A 16,477-nucleotide genomic window follows, 5' to 3' on the forward strand; every position below is an offset into this window, starting at 1 on the left:
GCCCCGCATTCTGATACACTTTCCACCATGGAAAACATGGAGATGCAGGGTCGGCAAACTACGACAAATCAGCACGCCAGAGACAGAGACAAGGACACAGCCGCCTCCGCCCGCGAAGCACTCGAGGCCATCCGCAGCACCGAAGCGCGCACCAAGGCATCCCAACCCGTGCCGTGGCTGAGCATCGTGGCGACCAGCCTCTGTTTCGGCGCCGGCATGTACTTCACCCTCGTTGGGCACGCCTGGGGTTTGCTCATCCTCCTCGCTGGTGTGGTGGGCATCATCTGGATCGAGCTTTCCGCCAAACGCGGGGTGCGCACCGCGATGAAGCAAGAGGTCCGCGAGGATCCGAAGCTCAATTGGAAAGCTGTCGTCATTCCTCTGCTCGCATACCCCCTCATGACGCTCGCTGAAGGAATCGGCACAGTGGCCTGTGCCATCGTCGCGGCAGCCACAACAATTGGCATGATCGCCGCCTACGGCCTGACCTGGAACAAGTACCATGACTAACCCCGTCATCCACCCCATCAACCGTTTGAAGATTTGCGCGGCGCTCAACGCCGGCGGCGCCATCGAAGGCGAGACGCGCTACGAAATGCGCTTCAGCACGCTTCGTAACGCCACCCAGCTTTCCGACGCCACGCTGTCCAAACAACTCAACGCCCTGGAGGAAGCCGGTTTTGTGACCCGGTTCCGCGAGTACGGCTCAACTCGGGCGAAGGACACGGTGTGGGTCACGCTCACCAGGGAGGGGCGCGAAGCCTTCCAGGCACACATGGAGGCGTTGGAGGCGCTGGCGAGGGGTGAGGTGGGCGTCGAGAAGCACTAGCCCAGGTACCCTGTAGACCATGACTTTTCCAGCCCCCGAAATTGACTCTTATGCCCTGGTGACCGGCGCGTCACAGGGCATTGGCGAGGCGATGGCGCGCGACCTCGCCGCCGCCGGCTACAACCTGATCATCGTCGCCCGTCGCGAAAACGTGCTCATGGAGCTCGCCCACGAACTGAGCGACGCGCACGGCGTCAACGTCGAGGTCGTGGCCGCCGACCTGGCCAAGGAGCGCGACGTGGACGCGCTGCTCGCGCACATTGCGACGCGCAAGGTGACGCTATGCGTGAACTCGGCGGGCATCGCCAGCTTCGGCCCATTCATGCGCCAGGACTGGGGCTACGAGACGAACCAGTACAACCTGAACTCCACCGCCGTGTTCCGCATCACCAAGGCCGTGCTGGACCAGATGGTGCCGCGGGGCGAGGGGGCGCTGTGCAACGTCGGCTCGGCAGCAGGCAACATCCCCATTCCCAACAACGCCACCTACGTGTTCACCAAGGCTGGCGTGAACGCGTTTACCGAGGCCCTGCACTTCGAGCTCAAAGATTCGGGCGTGCACTGCACCCTGCTTGCACCGGGCCCCGTGCGCGACGCGTACATTCCGGAAGAGGAGCAGTCCATCGTGGACAAGGTCGTACCGGATTTCCTGTGGACCACCTACGACTCGTGCGCCCGCGACACGCTGCGGGCCATGCGCGCAAACAAGCGCCGCGTGGTCCCCGGCCCGCTGTCCAAGGCGATGGACGTGGTTTCCACCTACGGGCCGCGCGGCGTGATCGCCCCGCTCGTAGGCAGCTTTTACGCAAAGATGGGAGAAGAGTAACCGTGGACATCCACGCAAAAGACAACCGGATCGTTTGGGTCGACTTGGAGATGACCGGGCTGGATACGCACCGCCACGTGATCGTCGAGGTGGCGGCACTGGTGACCGATGCCGAGCTCAACATTTTGGACGAAGGCCTGGACATCGTCATCGGAGCGACCGAGGCCGAGCTCGCTGAGATGGATGACTTTGTCACCAAGATGCACACAGATAACGGGCTGCTCGACGAGATCAAGGCGTCGACCGTCACCATGAAGGAGGCCGAGGACGCCGTCCTGGCACTGCTGGACAAGCACTGCGATAAGGCGCACCCCGCTCCCCTGGCGGGCAACTCAATTGCCACCGACCGCGCCTTTATCCGCGAGCAGATGCCACGCCTCGACTCGGCCCTGCACTACCGCATGATCGACGTCTCCACCGTCAAGGAGCTCACCCGCCGCTGGTTCCCGCGTGCGTACTTCAACCAGCCCGAGAAAGGCATGGCGCACCGCGCGCTCGCGGACATCGTGGAATCCATTCGCGAACTGGACTACTACCGCCGCTCCGTGTTCGTGGAATCTCCCGGCCCGGAGACCCCGGAAGCTGAGCACGCAAGGGACGCTGCCAATAGCGCCTACCAGCCGTTTTTGTGATTTAGAGACCGCGTACTAAGGTAGTTGCCGCTGCTGAAAACGCAGCGATGGTGGCTGTAGTTCAGCTGGTAGAGCACCAGGTTGTGATCCTGGGTGTCGCGGGTTCGAGTCCCGTCAGCCACCCCAAAGTTACCCCGTGACCTGTACAAACAGGTGACGGGGTACATTGCTTTCTCGGTCGGCCGCGCCCTACAGCGCCTGCTCGCCACACTCGCCGGTACGCACGCGGATCACGTCGTCGACCGGAGAGATCCAAATCTTGCCGTCGCCAAACGTCCCCGTGGATGCCGCCCGAAGGATGGCGTCCACCGCCCGGTCGGCCAGCCCCTCCCCTGTGACAATCTCGAGCTTCAGTTTCGGCACGAAGTCCGCTGCAACCTCTGCGCCGCGGTAGACCTCGCCGCGCCCGCCACGAAGTTGCCCGCGGAATCAGCGATCTGGCCCCCTGACCCCAAATGCCTGCAGCGGGGTGGCCACGATCCCGGCGATGTCGTCTCCAGCGTACGACGCCGACCATCCCCACAACACGTAGACGACGGGGACGACCGCCATCGCGGCGAAGGACGTCACCATCATGATCAGCACGTTCTGCCGACCCGCCATCCCTCCGTAGAACAGCGCGAGTCCGGGCGTCATGAGCAACACCAGGGAGGCGCTCATGAGCATCCACGCGGAGTTCCCTGACGCCGCCAACAAGCGAGAAGGCAAATAAAAACGCTCCAAGCACAATCAGTGCCTGGAGCAGATCGCTTGTCGACGCCTACGCGCCACCAACCTTACGCATTGGGATCCTCGGTTCCACCCGAGCGCATCTCCCAGTCCATGTTCCAGTAGCCGAGCCCGTCGTACGGCGTGAGCGTGCCACCGTATGTGTTCTGTACAGTCACCACATCACCGCGCTTCACGTTCTCCTGGAACCACTGCGCGTCCGCCATCGACGCGTTAATGCAACCGTGCGATTGGTTCGTGTTGCCGAGCGCCCACATCGCCCACGGCGCGGCATGGAGGTAGATGCCGGAGTAGGACAGCTGGGTCGCGTACGACACCGGGGTGACGTAGCCACCCTGCTCGAGGCCGAGACCGTAGGTGCGCGAATCCATCACCAACGAGTTGTGCATGTCGCCCACAATGTAGGTGCCGTTTGGCGTATCACGCGAGTTATCGCTACCCATTGATACCGGGAAGGACTTCACCAGTTCGTCATTTCGGTAGAACTTCAGCATCTTATCCGCGTTGTCCACCACAGCCTCGACCTTGTCACCAATGGTAAAGCTGTGCTCGACGTCTTCGACGCCGTAGACCCCGCCGCCCATGTCCTTGCCGTACACGTTGGCAGAGACAGTGACCTCGGTGCCAGGCTCCCACAGATCCTTCGGACGCCAGCGCAGCTCGTAGGGATCGAGCCAGAAAAATCCACCCTCGGTGTCATTGGAGGTCTCCACGTCGATGAGCTCCTCAACGGCCTTCGTGTCCTGAATCGGCACGTCGAAGCGGAACGTGATTGCCTGCCCCACACCGACGTTGTCACCGTCAAGGGGACCCAGGTACACGTTGGTCTCAGCCGCCGGAACCACCGTGGTAAAACTCTGCTTCACCTTCTGGCCCGCAGCGTCTTCAGCCTTCACCGTGTACGTGCGACCGTAACCGAGCGGCTCCGCCGTTTCCCACTCAGTCTTTTCATCGTTCATCTTCGCCCTGACAACTTTGCCGTCTTCGTTGGTCATCACCACAGACGACAGCCCCTCATCCGAGGTAACGGTGACTGGCTCACCAGGCTCGGCATCTTCAGCGCCGTCCTCGAAAGAGAATTCCGGCGGATCCGGCTTCGGTTCCTCTGCCGCTTCCTGCTCCTCGGTCTTGGCAACGTGCTGTGTTTCAGCCTCGTCCGTCTCACCGATCGTGCACGACACCAGCGTGGTGGCCATCGCGGCCGCCGCAACGACGCCAGCTGCCCGGCGCACCACTTTCCCTACACGCATGAACGCTTTCCTACCTCCAATATCGCGTTGTGCATTGCAATTACCCTATCTGCCAAAAGTACCCAAACGCTACTTCATTTCGCTTTAAATAGATTACAATTTGAACACTACGAAAAAGGCTCGTGACCAGGCGATTTCACCCCCTGCAAGGAAAGGTGTTATTGTTTTCAACGTCGCCGAGAGCGACAGAGAGAAAAACAAAATACGCGCCATTAGCTCAATTGGTAGAGCAACTGACTCTTAATCAGTGGGTTCGGGGTTCGATTCCCTGATGGCGCACAGTTCACCCCCTCGCGGAGATACCGAATGGTACTCCGCGAGGGGGTTTTCTCTTTCGGTACGCTAGTCCCTAGAACGTATCACCCATGACAATCCAGCACGCCCCCTTCCCAGCCTCAAAACCTGAGAGACTTTCTTAATACAGGAATAGGTCACCCCTTTTATATCCTGCAGATTTAGCGCGTCTCCCACTTTATCTGTAACCAAATGCGCATACATTTGCCCGTCGCCTGAGAATCAGTTAAGGTTGCTACTATGAATACGGCACTCCTGCTTGTAGACGTCCAAAATGACTTCTGCCCCGGCGGACCGCTCGCAACGGCTCGTGGGGATGAGGTGGCGTCGAAAATTGCCCAGTTCCTCAGCACCGAGGACAACCGGACGCGCGAGTACGCGCACATCATCGCCACCCAGGATTGGCACATCGACCCGGGCGAGCACTTCTCTGAGAACCCCGACTTCCAGGACTCGTGGCCGCCGCACTGCGTCGCGGACACCTACGGCGCGAAGATCCGCGGGCCGATCGACACCTCGCTGATCGACCACTTCTTCCACAAGGGCGAGCACTCGGCCGCGTACTCCGGTTTCGAGGGCCACGACGACAACGGCATGCTGCTGGGCGATTGGCTGCGCGAGCACGACATCAACGAGCTCGATGTCTGCGGCATCGCCACAGACCACTGCGTTCGCGCCACGGTGCTCGACGCGCTGAAGCAGGGGTTCAAGGTCCGGGTGCTGCGCGGCATGGTTGCCCCCGTCGATGACGCGGCGGGCGCCCGGGCCCTCCAGGAGATGATGGACGCCGGCGCGGAGATCGCCTAACGCCGAGGCGTTTATCGACGCTGCAGCGCAGCAAAAACCGTCCACCCACCAATCGGTGGTGTGGACGGTTTTTCGTTGTTCCGAAGCGGTCTGACGCTAGTTGCGCGACAGCAGCTTCTGCAGCTCGTTGAGCTCCTTCTTGCGCTTGCGGCCGTTGAGCACCTTGATGCCGACGAGCGCGGCGATACCGACGCCGATACCGGCGAGGACCTTCTGCACCGTCTCGTCCTTCAGCCACTCCAGAGCGCCGTCCTTCGCGCCCCCCGCGAGGGTGGACGGGTTCGCGCGATCCGCGAGCTCGTCCAGGGTGCTGGCGAGCTGGCTGCGGGTGCGGGAGATGTCGCGCTCAATGTCGTGAATGTCTCGTGCCACGTTCAATTCTCCTACGTTGTACTCGTTTGTCAGTTCTTGTGACCACAGTAGTGTAAAACGTGTAAAACGGTGAAGTATGAATGATCAGATCAGACTGGAAAAGGGCGACACCGCCCCAGCCTTCACCCTGACCAACGACAAGGGCGAGCAGGTCTCCCTGTCCGATTTCGCCGGAAAGCGCGTCATCGTGTACTTCTACCCACGGGCGAACACCCCGGGCTGCACAACCGAGGCGTGCGACTTCACGGAAAAGCTCGAGGATTTCAATAACGCCTCCGTGACCGTGCTGGGCATCAGCCCGGACCCCACCGACAAGCTCGCGGACTTCCGCGCGAAGCACGACCTGGGCATCGAGTTGCTTGGTGATGAATCGAAGGACACCCTCATCGCGTACGGTGCGTTTGGGGAGAAGAAGATGTACGGCAAGGTGACGGAGGGCGTCATCCGCTCCACCTTCCTGGTGAACGTGGCCGAGGACGGCACCGGCACCATCGAGGAGGCCAAGTACAACGTCCGCGCCTCGGGGCATGTCGATCGGATCCTGCGCGACTGGGATATTTAGCAGCGTTGAAGGCCCGGGCAAATAGCGCCACCCAGGTGTGATCTTCGCCGTGTTTCGCGAGAACTTTTTGCTTATTCACGCCACGCACAGGCATAATGGTCATATCAGTGAAATTTTGTCCCCCACCGATTTGATGCGGCGTTGACCTGCCGCGACGAAGTGAGGCCTCATGTCTAGTCCAATCAATCCCAGCGATTCCCGCGCCGACGACACCGCCGGTGCCGCGCGCCCGTCCAGCCCGTACCCGCTGCAGAGCACGCACGACGACGAAGCGGACGCACGTCCCCGCTCCACCACCGCCCAGTGGGCGACCGTAGTCGTCCTCGCCCTCATCGGCTTCGGGCTCCTCGGCTGGTTGCTGCTCAGCGACAACGATGACGAGACCGCCCCGGCGACGGACACCCCCGTGAGCGCCAACGCTGCGGCCGGTGCCAACGCCACCGGCGCGCAGGCAGAGGCACTCAAGGCGGCGGAGGTGCACCTGAACGGTCAGGCAATGTCTGAGGAAAACCTGTACACCCTGCTGCGCGACACCGATGGTTTCGACCGTGAAACCGCGAGCTACGCCGTCGACCACCTCGACGCGGACTTCAACCAGCTCGCCCTCCAGGTAGCGCAGCAGATGGAAGAAGACGGCACGAGCCGCGGCGAGCTCACCAAGGCCCTGACCGAAGGGCCCGAGCACTTCACCCGCGAGCAGGCGGAGTTCGCCGTCGAGCACCTCTAACGCAGCCGGAACTCGCGCGAGCACAAAGCACCTGGGGCCTTGATGCCCCAGGTGCTTTCTCGTGTGCGCCCGGAGAGACTTGAACTCTCACGTCCGTAGACACTGGAACCTAAATCCAGCGCGTCTGCCAATTCCGCCACGGGCGCGGTGACCATCATGCTACACGGCGCGACGCGCCCGCCCGAAACCGGTAAGCCCCCACTCACCCCATCAAACTTTAGTTTGGTTGCAGGTGTGGAGTTGGTAAACTGTCCGCTTGTGAGTGAGTTCGGCGAAACAGAGGCCCCTGCACCGGAGAAGCGCTCCCGCGTGAAGGTGCGCGCGTGGCATATCCTGCTGCTTATCGCCGCCGTCATCACCTGCTGCCTGCTGGCGTGGTGGCAGTGGACCCGCTTCCAGTCCGGCACGGGCACGTTCCAAAACCTTGGGTACGCCCTCCAGTGGCCGTTCTTCGGGGCGTTTTTTGTTTACGCCTACCGGGCGGGCATCCGCATGGAAAACGAGAAGATCGACGCGATCAACGCCGGCGAGCAAATGGACAGCCTGTACGAGGCGGACCTGGCCAAGTACGGTGCGGACCCATCGCAACCGAAAACTATCAGCGAAGACTTCCTCCCATCGCGGCCGCAGATGGACGTCCAGGAGTACAACGACATGCTCACGCCGCGTAGGCAAACCCCACACCAGCACAATTCCGAGGAGAAGGACGCATGACCGAGCAAACCCCCGCTGCCACCCCGAAGATCCACCCGGAGCGTCAGCGCCGCGTGCGCACCGCGCTGCGCCTCTTCTCCATCACGGCGTGGATCACGGGCGTACTTTTCCTCTTGCTCATCACCCGCATGGTGATGCAGTACGGCCTGGACATGGACGTGTCCCTGCTCTCGTGGGTGGCTCGCGTCCACGGCTTCGCGTTTATGTTCTTCCTCGTCGCCTCGCTGAACCTGGGGCTTAAGGCCCGCTGGTCATCGGTGACGTGGGTGCTCACCGCGGTTTCCGGCATCGTGCCGTTCATGTCCTTCATCGTCGAAGCGAAGCGACGCAAGGAAGTCACCGAGACGTTCCAGCTCGGCTAACCAGGGCGGTCGGGCGCCGGTACGCGCCCCGAACCAATTACTTTTCTTCCCCAGCCCGGGTCAGGACCATCACGCCGATGTCCTCGGCGCGGTCATTGTCCGGGCTCAACGTCAGCGTGTCGCCGTTGATCTTGCCCTTGTACTCCAGGTCGCGCCCGGAAAGCGGGTCGGCGAGCTTAAATTCCTCGTCGTCCTGCTCGCAACGGGCGTCGTTGGTTTGGCCGTCCGGCTCGGTGAGCTCCCAGTGGCAGTCACCGCCGTCGATGGTGAGGGTCGCGGCGCCGCCGGGCTGGCTGGCGTCCGTGGAGGTGACATCGCCGGACCAGGAGCCGTCCCAATCGGAGGACGAGCCGCAGCCGACGAGCGCGGTTCCGGCGATCATGACAGTGGCTGAGAGTGCAAGCGTTTTCTTCATGCCACTACCCTAGCCAAACTGGCCTATCCCAGCAGGCGCGCGATGTCCGGGGCGAGCGCGCGCAGCGCCTGCCCACGGTGCGACCGGGCGTTCTTCTCCTCTGGCGTCAACTCCGCCGAGGAGACCGGACGCGTCGCGTCGGCTGGCTGCGCGTCGTCCGGGGCGAACAGCGGGTCGTAGCCGAACCCGCCCTCGCCCTGCGGCTCGCGGAGCAGCTGGCCCGGCCAGCGGCCCGTCGCCGTGAACTCGTCGCCGGCGGGGGTGACGAGGGCGCAGCAGGAGATAAACGCGGCGTCGCGAAGCTCGATGTCCTGCATCTGCGCGAGCAACAACCGGTTGTTCGCGGAGTCGGCGTCGTCTGCGTCGTGGTCGCCGGACCAACGCGCGGAGAGCACGCCAGGCATCCCATTGAGCGCAGTGACGGCAAGGCCCGAGTCGTCGGCGACGCAGGGCAGCCCGGTGCGCGCGGCGCCTGCGCGAGCCTTGATCAACGCGTTGTCCTCGAAGGTCAGCCCGTCCTCTTTCGGCTCCGGGTAGGGTTCGACGTCGCGCAGTGACACCAGCTCAACACCGGCGATGTCCAGCTCGCGCAGCACCTCTTCGAGCTCGCGGAGCTTCCCGGGGTTGTTCGAAGCAACGAGGACTTTTACCATCCCAGGGCCGCCTTCTGGGCGCCGATGAGCTCGTTGAGCCCGACCTCGGCAACATCGAGCATCTCGTTGAGCTCGCTGCGGCCGAAGAGGCCGTGCTCGCCGGTGCCCTGGATCTCCACGAAGTTGCCGCCCTCCTGCATCACCACGTTGAGGTCAACCTCCGCGCGGGAATCTTCCTCGTACGGCAGGTCGAGGCTCACGCGGCCGTCGATAATGCCAACGGACACCGCCGCAACCGGCTTGAGCAGCGGCTCACCCGGGACCACGCCGCGCTCCTTGAGCACCTCGATCGCGTCCGCCAGCGCTACGTACGCACCCGTGATGGACGCGGTGCGCGTCCCGCCATCGGCTTGCAGCACATCGCAATCGAGCTGGATGGTGTTTTCGCCCAGCTCGGACAGGTCCACCGCAGCGCGCAGAGAGCGACCCACCAGGCGGGAAATCTCGTGGGTGCGGCCCTTGACCTTGCCCTTCATGGATTCGCGCGGCATGCGGTCGTGGGTGGCCGACGGGAGCATCGCGTACTCCGCGGTGAGCCAGCCTTCGCCGGAATCCCGCTTAAAGCGCGGCACGCCCTCCTCCACGGAGGCGGTGCACATCACGCGGGTGTTGCCAAACTCGACAAGCACGCTGCCAGCTGGGTTGGAAGTAAAGGCGCGGGTGATGCGCACCGGGCGCATTTCGTTGAGTCCGCGGCCGTCTGCGCGTTTGAAATCAGTCATGCGCCCCAGCCTAACGCACGCCGCGCGCCCTACAGCTCGAAGACGTCCCCCGCGGAGCCAACCACGATCTCGCCATCAAACTCGGCTCGCGCAGCCTCGAGCGTGGCCTGCGTGCTAGTCCACGGCTGGATGTGCACGAGCACCAGCGTCTTCACCCCAGCCTCGCGGGCGATGCGACCGGCCTCTGCGCCGGAAAGGTGCATCCCCGGCGCCATCCCCTCCGAGGTCGGGCCCCAGGCGGCTTCGCAGAGGAAGAGGTCGGCGTTGCGGGCGGCGTCGATAAGCGCGGGCGTCCACGCGCTATCCCCGGAATAGGCGATTGCGTGCGAGCCATCCTCGATGCGCAGCGCGTGCGACTCCGCAGCCGGGTGCACGACCTCGAACGGTGTCACGGTCACCCCGCCAAGGGTTTCGGCCTGCCCGGCGCGCCACGCTGCGAAATCGAAGGTGTCGGCGATGTCGTCGATCTGGTCCGGGCCGTCCGCGCTCATCCGGCCGACATGCTCCGGCGTGTAACTCGGGCCGAACATGCGGTGGCGCGACACCGCCGGCTTTTCTGGGTGGTAGCGGCGCCACACCAGCAGCGAGGCGATGTCGGAGCAGTGGTCCGCGTGCAGGTGGCTGAAGCACACGTGCGCGTCCGCCGGGTCGAAGTGTTCCTGCATGGCAGCAAGGGCGCCGGGGCCGAAATCCAACAGAATGTCGCTGTGCCCGGGCGCGCTCACTACGTAGGAGGAGCCGGGGTTGCCTGGCGCGGCCAGGCTCCCGGAGCAGCCGAGGATGGTCAACTTCATGCGCTTACTGTGCCACGAATCTGCGGGGAATTCTAAACTTCGGGGCATTTTTGCTTATCGACGCCCCACAGCCCCCAAGTTTTTCTCCCCCACTGCCCGCACCTGCGGCCCCAGGAAGCGCGCGGCCAGCCGGTCGAACACCGCCGGGTCGCCCGTCGACGCAAACACCCGCTCGGGCGCGCGGCCGCTCTCGGCCTGCGGCGGGGCGAGCATGTCGCGCTCCGTGAGCACGCGCAGCACGTCCTTCGACGTCTCCTCCGCCGAAGAGACAAGCGTGACCTGCTCGCCGATGGCCAGCTGAATCACGCCCGAGAGCAGCGGGTAGTGCGTGCAGCCCAGCACCAGCGTGTCCACGCCTGCGGCCTGCAGCGGTTCGAGGTACCCCTGCGCCACGCCGAGGATCTGGCGGCCGGAGGTAATACCGCGCTCCACAAACTCCACAAAGGCCGGGCACGCCGCCGCGGTGACCTGCAGGTCGGACTTGAGCGAAAAGAGGTCCTGGTACGCCCCCGACTTGATGGTGCCCGCGGTGCCGATGACGCCTACCTTGTTGTTCCGGGTCGTCGCGATCGCGCGGCGCACGGCGGGCTGGATGACCTCGATGACGGGGATGTCGTACCGCTCGCGCGCATCGTGCAGGAATGCGGCGGTGGCGGTGTTGCAGGCAATGACGAGCATCTTGCAGCCCTGGTCTACGAGCTGGTCGCCGATGCGCTGCGCGTGCGCGCGCACGTCTGCGATCGACTGCGGACCGTACGGACTGTGGCCCGTATCGCCGATGTAGATGATTGCTTCATCGGGCAGCTGATCCATCACGGCGCGCGCGACGGTCAGCCCTCCCACGCCTGAGTCGAAGATGCCGATCGGGGCGGTATTTCCCCCGCTGGTTCCGTTGCTACTCCCACTGTGCTGTTCCATGGGTGCCATTGTGCCACCCGTGTCGCCGCGCTAGTAGCCCGCCTGTTTCCGAGCCTTCTTCGCCTCGCGCTTGGCCACCAGCTCCGGCGGGTCGTCCGAGGTGATGATCATGCCGGCGAAGAACCCGCCGATGGCGCCGAAGAGGTGCGCCTGCCAGCTCACGCCGGGCGTGCCCGGCAGCACGCCCAGGATCAGCCCGGAGTAGAAGAACGCGAGCACGAGGCCCAGCGCGATCTGCGTCCCGGATCGGTTGAAGATGCCGCGCACCAGCAGGTAGATCAGCCAGCCGTAAATGACACCCGAGGCGCCGAGGTGGTTGGTACCAATCCCGCCGAACAGCCAGGTGCCCAGCCCGCTGAATACCGTGGCAAACGTCGTGACCTCCCAGAAGACGCGCTTGCCCGAGTAGCCGATGAGAAACGCGAAAATCGCGCCGGTGACCGAGTTACCCACGATGTGCTCGAGGTTGGCGTGCAGCAGCGGGGCGGTGAAAATGTGCCAGATGCTCACCAGGTCGAGCGGGTGGATGCCCCAGTACTGCAGGAGCCCTCCGAACAGCCCCTCGTTGAGCAGAAACACCGCCCAGATCACCACCAGGTAGCCGATGGCGAATGTGAACCCCGTGCGCCGCTGCTTCTTGCGCTTGGTCCGTTTATCTTCCGGCTGCACGCCGTCTGGGAACGCGGGCAGCTGCGTCTCCGGGTGCGAGAACGGCCGCTGGAACGGCTTGCCGTAGCCGGGCTGGTGGGTCTGGCCGTAGCCCCAGCCCGCGCCCTGGTACGGGCTACTGGACGGGGTCGGGCCGCAGGTTCCGTAAGGATTGTGTGTCATCGCTAATAAGTGTAGCCGGGGCGCTCCCCGGCGCGCTGAGCACGCTTATCGACGCCCACCAGCAACCACGTCCGACCACGCCGTCACCCCGAAACCACCCGTGGCACTGCACACCGCGTCCACGATCGCTGCCTCCACCGCGTCCGCCGCGGCACCGCAAAGGTGCGCGAGCGCTTCCGGTGCCAGCGGCTGACCGGCGTCGCCCTGCCCACCCGCGTCTTGACCATCATCTTTCGGGACGGAGACGGCGAAGAGGGTGTCGCCGTCCAGCGGCGAGTGGGCGGGGCGGATCGCGCGGGCGATGCCGTCGTGCCCCGTCATGGCCAGGCGCTGCAGCTGCGGCACCGGGAGGTCCACGTCGGTGGCCACCACGCCGATGGTGGTGTTCAGCCGCGGGTCCGGCGCGCCGCTGCCAGGGGCGGGCCGCTGCAGGGTGCGGTACCGCTCGAGGTCCACGGCGGGCTTCGAGGCATCGCCAAACAGCAACCCCGTCGCGGGGTCAACCACGGAGCCCACCGGGTTTGCCACCACCGCGGCGGTCACCGTCGCGCTCCTGCGCGCCCCGGGAAGTTCCACCGCGCGGGACGCGATGCCGAAACCGCCGCGCAGGACGCCGGCGGTCGCGCCGCAGCCGGCACCGACACTGCCCGACGCCAACGGCTCGCCCGCGGTGTCCTCCAGCGCTGCCGCCACGGCCGCGGCCCCGTCACTCGCAGTTGGGCGGTGCGACGGATCACCGACGGCAAGGTCGAAAATGACGGCTGCGGGGACGATGGGCACGCGCGGGCCCGGCACGCCCTCGCCGAAGACTGGGAACCCCCGCCCGCGCGACTCCAGCTCGCGCATCGCTCCGTCGGCGGCGGCCAGGCCGAACGCGGAACCGCCGCACAGCAGGATGGCGTGGACTCGCTCGACCGTGTTGTGCGGGGCGAGCAGGTCGGTCTCGCGAGTGCCCGGCCCGCCGCCGCGCACGTCGACGGCGGCGCGCATCCCGCGCGGGTCGGCGGCGACGAACGCGGTCACACCGGTGTCGCCCAGGGAGAGATGGGCCGCGGGAAGGATTGGGGCCACGGTGGCGTCGACAAGCATCTGTTTACTCGCAGAGCACGTCGACGAGGGAGTCCTGGCAGAACGCGAGCCACTCCATGAGGCGCTCGCGATCCTGGGCCTGGCCCTCGCCGCCGCGATCATCCGCGGACACGTAGAGGCGCATGTCATTGAGCGCGGCGACGAACTGGTGGGCCTCTTGCTCGTCGATGCTCACCTCCACGCCGCCGTTGGGGCCCAGCATGTCATTGATCACCTGCATGTTCATCAGCTTCGCACGGATGATGTCGTTCTCGTGCAGGCTGCGGAGCAGGCCGTTGTCGCCGTCGAACTCCTCGTCGCCCTCGCGCTCGAAATCGGGCAGCAGGCGGGCCAGCTTTGGGTCCTCCGGTGCCTCGGTGTGGCCCGTGGACATGCCGACCATCTCTGCAAACTCGTCCTTCGGCGCGGACTGCGCGCGCGAGATGAGCGCCTCCGACACGGTCGCGGTGAGGTCGCCGATCACCTCGCGTTCCAACGGATCGAACTTGGTAGTGAACTTCACGCCTGAACGCATCAGGCCTTTCTTCTTACGCCACGGTTGCATAGCTCTACCCCGCCTGCTGCATCGTCGCCCACAGGCCGGCGGTGTGCAGCTTCTTCACGTCGCCCTCGACCTTGTCCTTCTCACCCGAGGAGACCACGGCCTTACCCTCGGTGTGTACCTGCATCATCAGCTCATTCGCGCGCTTGCGGTCGTAGCCCAGCACCGTCTGGAACACGTAGGTGACGTAGCTCATCAGGTTGACCGGGTCGTCCCACACAATGCACATCCATGGCAGGTTCTCTCCGGCCGCGACCTCAACCTTCAGGTCCTCCTCAAGGTCCGGGGTAGCCATCGGCGAGCTCATCTGCGGCACTCGGCTCGCGGCTGAACTCGCTTCCGGGCTCATGTCCGGGCTCATGTCCTGGCCCATGTCCTCGCGCGTGAATTCGCAATTCATGCGGACCAGCCTACCGGTTGTTTCCCGCACGTGTGCCCCGGGAGGTTGCTAGGATCAGGGCCCATGCGGAACATCCCCAGCCTCCAGGAGCTGCCTGTCTCCACCGAGCAGTTGCTGCGTGCCGTGCTTGCCGTCCTCGGCATCGTCAGCGCGGTCGCCCTCACCGTGGTCAGCGCGCAGCACTCCGACGGCTCCTCGCACGCGGACGGGCGCGGCGACAGCTACGTCGATCCCGACTTTGACACCGGGCAGCAGCTCGAGGAGATCCGCACCGACTTCTTCACCGCCATCGCCCAGTTGCGTATCGACGACACACTGCCCCCAGTCAGCCTCGACCCCGAATTGCAGCGCACCGCCCAAGCCCAAGCAGAGGGCAACGCGGTCACCGGTGAGCAGCCACCGTTGGATGCCGGCGAGAAGACCGCGCAGGTCTCCGCCCACCTCCCGGTAGAGCAGGCCTCCGGCTACGAGTTCTTCGAGCTGTTCACCCACTCGCCCGAGCACATGGAGGTGCTGCTGGATGATCGCCACCGCGACGTGGGCATCGGCGTGGCCTACGGGCGCGGCGATGTGTGGGTCGTCGTGGCGTTTGCGGGATAGCCCCGAAGAGCCCCTTCCGCGCAAATAAACGCGACGCGCGCGACCAGGGCGTAGTCTGTAAGACCATGACGAACTCCACGCCGGACTCTACAGCGTTTCTGACCGACATGTACGAGCTCACCATGCTCGACGCCGCACTGAAGGACGGCACCGCGCACCGCCAATGCGCGTTCGAGGTATTTACCCGGCGCCTGCCCGGCGAGCGCCGCTACGGTGTGGTCGCCGGCACCTCGCGTGTGATCGACGCGGTAGAAAAGTTCCGCTTCACGCAAGACCAGATCGACGCGGCCGACTTCCTGTCCGACGAGGCCAAGGACTACCTGGCCAACTACCGGTTCTCGGGCGACATCGACGGCTACCGCGAAGGCGACATCTACTTCCCCTACTCCCCCATCATGACGCTGCGCGGCACCTTCGCCGAGTGCGTCATCCTGGAAACAGTCATCCTCTCCATCCTGAACTCGGACTCCGCTGTCGCCTCCGCCGCCTCCCGCATGGTCTCGGCGGCAGACGGCCGCCCGATCATTGAGATGGGCTCGCGCCGCACCCACGAGCAGTCCGCCGTGACCGCCGCCCGCGCCGCCTACATCGCCGGGTTCGAGGCCACCTCCAATATGGAGGCGTCGCTGCGCTACGGCATCCCGCCGTCAGGCACCGCCGCGCACTCCTGGACGCTGCTGCACGTGGACGAGGACGGCACGCCGGACGAGAAGGCGGCGTTCAAGGCGCAGATTGACCAGCTGGGCGTAGATACCACGCTGTTGGTGGACACCTTCGACATCACCAAGGGCGTGGCCAACGCCATCGAGGTCGCGGGCACGGAGCTCGGCGCGGTGCGCATCGACTCGGGCGATCTGGGCATCGTGTCGCGCCGCGTGCGCCAACAGCTGGACAAGGCCGGCGCGTTTAACACCCGCATCATCGTCTCCTCCGACCTCGACGAGTTCGCCATCGCCGGGCTGCGCGGCGACCCGGTCGACGGGTTCGGCGTGGGCACCTCCGTGGTCACCGGCTCCGGCGCCCCCACCGCCGGGCTCGTGTACAAGCTCGTCGAGGTGGAGGGCCACCCGGTGGCTAAGCGCTCGTCGGGCAAGCAGACCTACGGCGGCGCGAAGACGGCGCTACGCGGCTACCGCGCGTCAGGCGTCGCTGTCGCCGAGATCGTCTACCCGCTCGACGCGGAGATCACCCGCAAGCCCAACCTGGATTACCACGAGATCGTGGTGCCAATGGTGCGCGGCGGCAAGCGCCTCCCCGAGTACGACGAGCAGCACGGCAGCCTAGAGCAGGCCCGCACCCTGCACGACGCGGCGCGCGGCACCCTGCCGTGGGAGGGCCTCGCGCTCTCGCGCGGCGACGCCGCCATCCCGACGCGATTCGTCGGCTTCCCCGACCCGCTGGACTAACACC

At 65.0% G+C, this 16,477-nt stretch carries 23 protein-coding genes, 3 tRNA genes and 1 pseudogene; 13 read left to right on the forward strand and 14 right to left on the reverse strand.

The features are described 5' to 3' along the window. The first annotated feature begins 27 nt into the window (after positions 1-27). The 5 genes from CKJ82_RS05705 to CKJ82_RS05725 all read left to right on the forward strand — a co-directional run bounded on the left by CKJ82_RS05705 (position 28) and on the right by CKJ82_RS05725 (position 2,413). On the forward strand, positions 28-510 hold the full coding sequence (locus CKJ82_RS05705; RefSeq protein WP_133064024.1) for a hypothetical protein: 483 nt from the start codon (positions 28-30) through the stop codon (positions 508-510). Continuing rightward, positions 503-829, forward strand: coding sequence for a transcriptional regulator (locus CKJ82_RS05710; protein WP_095537374.1), 327 nt, complete (start codon positions 503-505; stop codon positions 827-829). Before CKJ82_RS05705 ends, CKJ82_RS05710 begins: the two co-directional genes overlap by 8 nt. A gap of 19 nt (positions 830-848) precedes the next feature. Further along, positions 849-1,655: a mycolate reductase gene (cmrA, locus tag CKJ82_RS05715; RefSeq protein WP_095275402.1), complete on the forward strand. Its 807-nt coding sequence runs from the start codon at positions 849-851 to the stop codon at positions 1,653-1,655. A 2-nt stretch (positions 1,656-1,657) separates the two neighbouring features. Continuing rightward, complete coding sequence (gene orn / locus CKJ82_RS05720) at positions 1,658-2,287, forward strand: oligoribonuclease (protein ID WP_255395997.1); 630 nt, start codon at positions 1,658-1,660, stop codon at positions 2,285-2,287. Between the two features lie 50 nt (positions 2,288-2,337). Then, positions 2,338-2,413 (forward strand) — tRNA-His (locus CKJ82_RS05725). Between the two features lie 63 nt (positions 2,414-2,476). Here the strand turns inward: CKJ82_RS05725 and CKJ82_RS05730 are convergent. The 3 genes and pseudogenes from CKJ82_RS05730 to CKJ82_RS05740 form a co-directional block, all read right to left on the reverse strand. Next, positions 2,477-2,650: a P-II family nitrogen regulator gene (locus CKJ82_RS05730; RefSeq protein WP_095537375.1), complete on the reverse strand. Its 174-nt coding sequence runs from the start codon at positions 2,648-2,650 to the stop codon at positions 2,477-2,479. Between the two features lie 38 nt (positions 2,651-2,688). Continuing rightward, a pseudogene (locus CKJ82_RS05735) lies at positions 2,689-2,953 on the reverse strand (ammonium transporter); the annotation flags it as partial. Positions 2,954-3,063: 110 nt separating this feature from the next. Beyond that, positions 3,064-4,266: a L,D-transpeptidase gene (locus CKJ82_RS05740; RefSeq protein WP_095537376.1), complete on the reverse strand. Its 1,203-nt coding sequence runs from the start codon at positions 4,264-4,266 to the stop codon at positions 3,064-3,066. 206 nt (positions 4,267-4,472) lie between these two features. On the opposite strand from CKJ82_RS05740, the gene CKJ82_RS05745 reads away from it, so the two are divergent. Together CKJ82_RS05745 and CKJ82_RS05750 are read left to right on the forward strand one after the other, a co-directional pair. Beyond that, a tRNA-Lys gene (locus tag CKJ82_RS05745) sits at positions 4,473-4,545 on the forward strand. Positions 4,546-4,800: 255 nt separating this feature from the next. After that, the gene (locus tag CKJ82_RS05750; RefSeq protein ID WP_095537377.1) at positions 4,801-5,367 is read left to right on the forward strand and encodes an isochorismatase family protein; all 567 of its coding nucleotides are present in this window, start codon (positions 4,801-4,803) and stop codon (positions 5,365-5,367) included. 96 nt (positions 5,368-5,463) lie between these two features. Here the strand turns inward: CKJ82_RS05750 and CKJ82_RS05755 are convergent, their stop codons facing one another. Continuing rightward, positions 5,464-5,739, reverse strand: coding sequence for a DUF3618 domain-containing protein (locus tag CKJ82_RS05755; protein WP_095535501.1), 276 nt, complete (start codon positions 5,737-5,739; stop codon positions 5,464-5,466). Between the two features lie 76 nt (positions 5,740-5,815). Here CKJ82_RS05755 and bcp point away from each other — a divergent pair, with 76 nt between their 5' ends. Further along, positions 5,816-6,301: a thioredoxin-dependent thiol peroxidase gene (gene bcp / locus CKJ82_RS05760; protein ID WP_095275379.1), complete on the forward strand. Its 486-nt coding sequence runs from the start codon at positions 5,816-5,818 to the stop codon at positions 6,299-6,301. Positions 6,302-6,470: 169 nt separating this feature from the next. Beyond that, complete coding sequence (locus CKJ82_RS05765; protein WP_095537378.1) at positions 6,471-7,028, forward strand: Ltp family lipoprotein; 558 nt, start codon at positions 6,471-6,473, stop codon at positions 7,026-7,028. 64 nt (positions 7,029-7,092) lie between these two features. On the opposite strand, the gene CKJ82_RS05770 is transcribed toward CKJ82_RS05765, so the two are convergent. Continuing rightward, positions 7,093-7,174 (reverse strand) — tRNA-Leu (locus CKJ82_RS05770). A 112-nt stretch (positions 7,175-7,286) separates the two neighbouring features. Here CKJ82_RS05770 and CKJ82_RS05775 point away from each other — a divergent pair. Continuing rightward, complete coding sequence (locus CKJ82_RS05775) at positions 7,287-7,742, forward strand: hypothetical protein (RefSeq protein ID WP_095535360.1); 456 nt, start codon at positions 7,287-7,289, stop codon at positions 7,740-7,742. Beyond that, positions 7,739-8,104: a DUF3817 domain-containing protein gene (locus tag CKJ82_RS05780; protein ID WP_095537379.1), complete on the forward strand. Its 366-nt coding sequence runs from the start codon at positions 7,739-7,741 to the stop codon at positions 8,102-8,104. The genes CKJ82_RS05775 and CKJ82_RS05780 overlap by 4 nt, the downstream gene beginning before the upstream one ends. A 37-nt stretch (positions 8,105-8,141) precedes the next feature. On the opposite strand, the gene CKJ82_RS05785 is transcribed toward CKJ82_RS05780, so the two are convergent. The 9 genes from CKJ82_RS05785 to clpS are packed head-to-tail and all read right to left on the reverse strand — an operon-like array spanning position 8,142 to position 14,374. After that, positions 8,142-8,519 (reverse strand): hypothetical protein, encoded by a 378-nt coding sequence (locus CKJ82_RS05785; RefSeq protein ID WP_095275375.1) that lies wholly within the window; start codon positions 8,517-8,519, stop codon positions 8,142-8,144. 23 nt (positions 8,520-8,542) lie between these two features. After that, entirely contained in the window at positions 8,543-9,172 is a 630-nt protein-coding gene (gene rdgB, locus CKJ82_RS05790) for an RdgB/HAM1 family non-canonical purine NTP pyrophosphatase (RefSeq protein ID WP_095537380.1), read from the reverse strand. Continuing rightward, positions 9,166-9,894, reverse strand: coding sequence for a ribonuclease PH (gene rph, locus CKJ82_RS05795; RefSeq protein WP_095537381.1), 729 nt, complete (start codon positions 9,892-9,894; stop codon positions 9,166-9,168). Before rph ends, rdgB begins: the two co-directional genes overlap by 7 nt. A 29-nt stretch (positions 9,895-9,923) precedes the next feature. Then, positions 9,924-10,688, reverse strand: coding sequence for an MBL fold metallo-hydrolase (locus tag CKJ82_RS05800; RefSeq protein WP_095535358.1), 765 nt, complete (start codon positions 10,686-10,688; stop codon positions 9,924-9,926). A 54-nt stretch (positions 10,689-10,742) separates the two neighbouring features. After that, complete coding sequence (gene murI / locus CKJ82_RS05805) at positions 10,743-11,606, reverse strand: glutamate racemase (protein ID WP_095537382.1); 864 nt, start codon at positions 11,604-11,606, stop codon at positions 10,743-10,745. Positions 11,607-11,636: 30 nt separating this feature from the next. Then, positions 11,637-12,437: a rhomboid family intramembrane serine protease gene (locus CKJ82_RS05810; protein ID WP_095537383.1), complete on the reverse strand. Its 801-nt coding sequence runs from the start codon at positions 12,435-12,437 to the stop codon at positions 11,637-11,639. A gap of 45 nt (positions 12,438-12,482) precedes the next feature. Further along, positions 12,483-13,526 carry a P1 family peptidase gene (locus CKJ82_RS05815; RefSeq protein ID WP_095537384.1) on the reverse strand — a complete coding sequence of 348 codons (1,044 nt, stop codon included), beginning with the start codon at positions 13,524-13,526 and terminating at the stop codon, positions 12,483-12,485. Between the two features lie 4 nt (positions 13,527-13,530). Next, a complete protein-coding gene (locus tag CKJ82_RS05820) occupies positions 13,531-14,070 on the reverse strand; it encodes a DUF2017 domain-containing protein (protein ID WP_095537385.1) in 540 nt (179 codons plus the stop codon). Positions 14,071-14,074: 4 nt separating this feature from the next. Next, on the reverse strand, positions 14,075-14,374 hold the full coding sequence (gene clpS, locus CKJ82_RS05825; protein WP_173783196.1) for an ATP-dependent Clp protease adapter ClpS: 300 nt from the start codon (positions 14,372-14,374) through the stop codon (positions 14,075-14,077). A gap of 156 nt (positions 14,375-14,530) precedes the next feature. On the opposite strand from clpS, the gene CKJ82_RS05830 reads away from it, so the two are divergent. Next, on the forward strand, positions 14,531-15,067 hold the full coding sequence (locus CKJ82_RS05830) for a CAP domain-containing protein (RefSeq protein ID WP_095537386.1): 537 nt from the start codon (positions 14,531-14,533) through the stop codon (positions 15,065-15,067). Between the two features lie 65 nt (positions 15,068-15,132). Next, the gene (locus tag CKJ82_RS05835) at positions 15,133-16,473 is read left to right on the forward strand and encodes a nicotinate phosphoribosyltransferase (protein WP_095537387.1); all 1,341 of its coding nucleotides are present in this window, start codon (positions 15,133-15,135) and stop codon (positions 16,471-16,473) included. The last annotated feature ends 4 nt before the right edge of the window (positions 16,474-16,477 follow it).

Source organism: Corynebacterium gottingense (assembly GCF_002285125.1).
In the GTDB taxonomy this organism is placed as follows: domain Bacteria; phylum Actinomycetota; class Actinomycetes; order Mycobacteriales; family Mycobacteriaceae; genus Corynebacterium; species Corynebacterium gottingense.

Coding starts and splice junctions, on each gene's coding strand:
- CKJ82_RS05705 (WP_133064024.1), top strand. CDS start 28: ATGGAAAACATGGAGATGCAGGGTCGGCAAACTACGACAAATCAGCAC.
- CKJ82_RS05710 (WP_095537374.1), top strand. CDS start 503: ATGACTAACCCCGTCATCCACCCCATCAACCGTTTGAAGATTTGCGCG.
- cmrA (WP_095275402.1), top strand. CDS start 849: ATGACTTTTCCAGCCCCCGAAATTGACTCTTATGCCCTGGTGACCGGC.
- CKJ82_RS05740 (WP_095537376.1), bottom strand. CDS start 4,266: ATGCGTGTAGGGAAAGTGGTGCGCCGGGCAGCTGGCGTCGTTGCGGCG.
- CKJ82_RS05750 (WP_095537377.1), top strand. CDS start 4,801: ATGAATACGGCACTCCTGCTTGTAGACGTCCAAAATGACTTCTGCCCC.
- bcp (WP_095275379.1), top strand. CDS start 5,816: ATGAATGATCAGATCAGACTGGAAAAGGGCGACACCGCCCCAGCCTTC.
- CKJ82_RS05765 (WP_095537378.1), top strand. CDS start 6,471: ATGTCTAGTCCAATCAATCCCAGCGATTCCCGCGCCGACGACACCGCC.
- CKJ82_RS05780 (WP_095537379.1), top strand. CDS start 7,739: ATGACCGAGCAAACCCCCGCTGCCACCCCGAAGATCCACCCGGAGCGT.
- CKJ82_RS05785 (WP_095275375.1), bottom strand. CDS start 8,519: ATGAAGAAAACGCTTGCACTCTCAGCCACTGTCATGATCGCCGGAACC.
- rdgB (WP_095537380.1), bottom strand. CDS start 9,172: ATGGTAAAAGTCCTCGTTGCTTCGAACAACCCCGGGAAGCTCCGCGAG.
- rph (WP_095537381.1), bottom strand. CDS start 9,894: ATGACTGATTTCAAACGCGCAGACGGCCGCGGACTCAACGAAATGCGC.
- CKJ82_RS05800 (WP_095535358.1), bottom strand. CDS start 10,688: ATGAAGTTGACCATCCTCGGCTGCTCCGGGAGCCTGGCCGCGCCAGGC.
- murI (WP_095537382.1), bottom strand. CDS start 11,606: ATGGAACAGCACAGTGGGAGTAGCAACGGAACCAGCGGGGGAAATACC.
- CKJ82_RS05810 (WP_095537383.1), bottom strand. CDS start 12,437: ATGACACACAATCCTTACGGAACCTGCGGCCCGACCCCGTCCAGTAGC.
- CKJ82_RS05815 (WP_095537384.1), bottom strand. CDS start 13,526: ATGCTTGTCGACGCCACCGTGGCCCCAATCCTTCCCGCGGCCCATCTC.
- CKJ82_RS05820 (WP_095537385.1), bottom strand. CDS start 14,070: ATGCAACCGTGGCGTAAGAAGAAAGGCCTGATGCGTTCAGGCGTGAAG.
- clpS (WP_173783196.1), bottom strand. CDS start 14,374: ATGAGCTCGCCGATGGCTACCCCGGACCTTGAGGAGGACCTGAAGGTT.
- CKJ82_RS05830 (WP_095537386.1), top strand. CDS start 14,531: ATGCGGAACATCCCCAGCCTCCAGGAGCTGCCTGTCTCCACCGAGCAG.
- CKJ82_RS05835 (WP_095537387.1), top strand. CDS start 15,133: ATGACGAACTCCACGCCGGACTCTACAGCGTTTCTGACCGACATGTAC.